This window comes from Methylophaga sp. UBA1464 (genome assembly GCF_002325665.1).
Classification (GTDB): domain Bacteria; phylum Pseudomonadota; class Gammaproteobacteria; order Nitrosococcales; family Methylophagaceae; genus Methylophaga.
Map to the genome: position 1 here is coordinate 14,173 of NZ_DCSO01000053.1, position 1,500 is coordinate 15,672.

Annotated in this window: 3 protein-coding genes; all 3 read left to right on the forward strand. The window is 42.7% G+C overall.

From position 1 onward, the window contains the following. The coding region (locus B3O33_RS06460; protein ID WP_292363224.1) for a MarR family winged helix-turn-helix transcriptional regulator at positions 1 to 519 on the forward strand (519 nt) is incomplete at its 5' end. A gap of 17 nt (positions 520 to 536) precedes the next feature. Beyond that, positions 537 to 995, forward strand: coding sequence for a YybH family protein (locus B3O33_RS06465; protein ID WP_292362585.1), 459 nt, complete (start codon positions 537 to 539; stop codon positions 993 to 995). A 153-nt stretch (positions 996 to 1,148) separates the two neighbouring features. Next, positions 1,149 to 1,500, forward strand: a 352-nt coding sequence (locus B3O33_RS06470; RefSeq protein WP_292363225.1) for a PAS domain-containing protein, incomplete at its 3' end; no start/stop codon positions are given.

Sequence of the window (1,500 nt, forward strand, 5' to 3'; positions counted from 1 at the left end):
TCAGTTAAAGATATTCCCAACGCTGAGATATTGCAGAAGTTTGCGGATCGTTACCCGCAAACTGATATTAAAAGTGTGATGACTTTTTTGAATCTGCTGCGTGTAGGTTCAGATCTATCGCATGGACTGAACAGCTATCTGGCTGGATATGACTTATTACAGGGTCGATGGTGGGTTTTGTTATTGCTTATGCGTGAGGATGATCTGAGTTCAACACCATCCTTGCTTGCTGAAAAAGCCGGTGTGTCGCGCGCTACGATGACGGGTTTGTTGGATGGTCTGTTACGCGAGAAATTAATCAGCCGGGTGCATGGCCGGCGGGACAGACGTCAGATTTTGATACGTTTGACAGCTAAGGGCCAGGCTAAACTTGATGAAGTGATGCCGGGGTATTATCAACGAGTCAATTTATTAATGCAGGCGCTGACCGAAACTGAAGCGCTTAACCTGATGTCGTTATTGGAAAAGATATATCAACGACGGCATGTTTTTGAAGATGATCCTATCTTGAATAAATAATCCACAAAGGAGTAACCATGAAAATATTAAATCGTTTATTACCACTGAGCCTGCTTATCCTGACGGTAAGTGCGTGCAGTAATCCAACAGCTGATTATGATGCGCAGGAAGTTGTTAATTCTGCGAATGAGCAGTGGAATGCTGCTTTTAATGATAGCGATATTGACGCGTTAGTTGATCTCTATGCTTCACAAGCCACATTATCCCCTGGTGACGGCAATGTACTAAACGGGCAGCAGGAAATCGCCGCATTGTTTCAGGGATTTTTTGACAATGGCTTGCACAACCATAAGATTACGACCATTGCCACTTATTCTTCAGCAGGTCAGGTTAGTCAATTAGCTAACTGGTCTGCCGATGTCGAAGGTGAAGAGGGCGAAACTATGACATTTAATGGTGTTTTAATGACTGTCCTGCAGCAAAGTGATCAGGGCGAATGGGAAGTCGTTTCACATATCTGGAATATGGCTGAATAAATTAAGTTGTATTTCTCAGAAGAAAAGAGCCGGTCATCATGTGACTGGCTTTTTTTATGGCTATCAGTGATTCGTTTCAAAAATTTGCTTAAGCGATAAAAGCTATGCTAAAAACCCTAATAAATATATGGTTTTAGTATAAGGATTTTATTTGTGAGCGCCTTACTTAAACATCAAAGACACTCGCTATTGGAACTGCTGTTTGATCGGGTGCATGAAGGCATTATTATCACCAATGCCGATAATATTATCGTGGATGTAAACGATACCCTATGCGAAATAACCGGTTACAGCAAGGACGAGCTCATTGGTCAGCAACCCAATCTGCTTAGCTCGGGTAAACAATCTAAAGCCTTTTACAGTGAAATGTGGCAAAGCCTGTCTGAAAACGGTTTCTGGCGCGGAGAGGTATGGAATCGAAAAAAAGATGGGTCGTTTTATGCCGAGATACTGACAATTCATCGCAGCATCGATCCGCTTAGCGGTGAATTGTTCCATCTTGGAC

Bases quoted from the DNA above. Each gene is read 5' to 3' on its own strand.
- B3O33_RS06465 (WP_292362585.1), top strand. From the start codon at position 537: ATGAAAATATTAAATCGTTTATTACCACTGAGCCTGCTTATCCTGACG.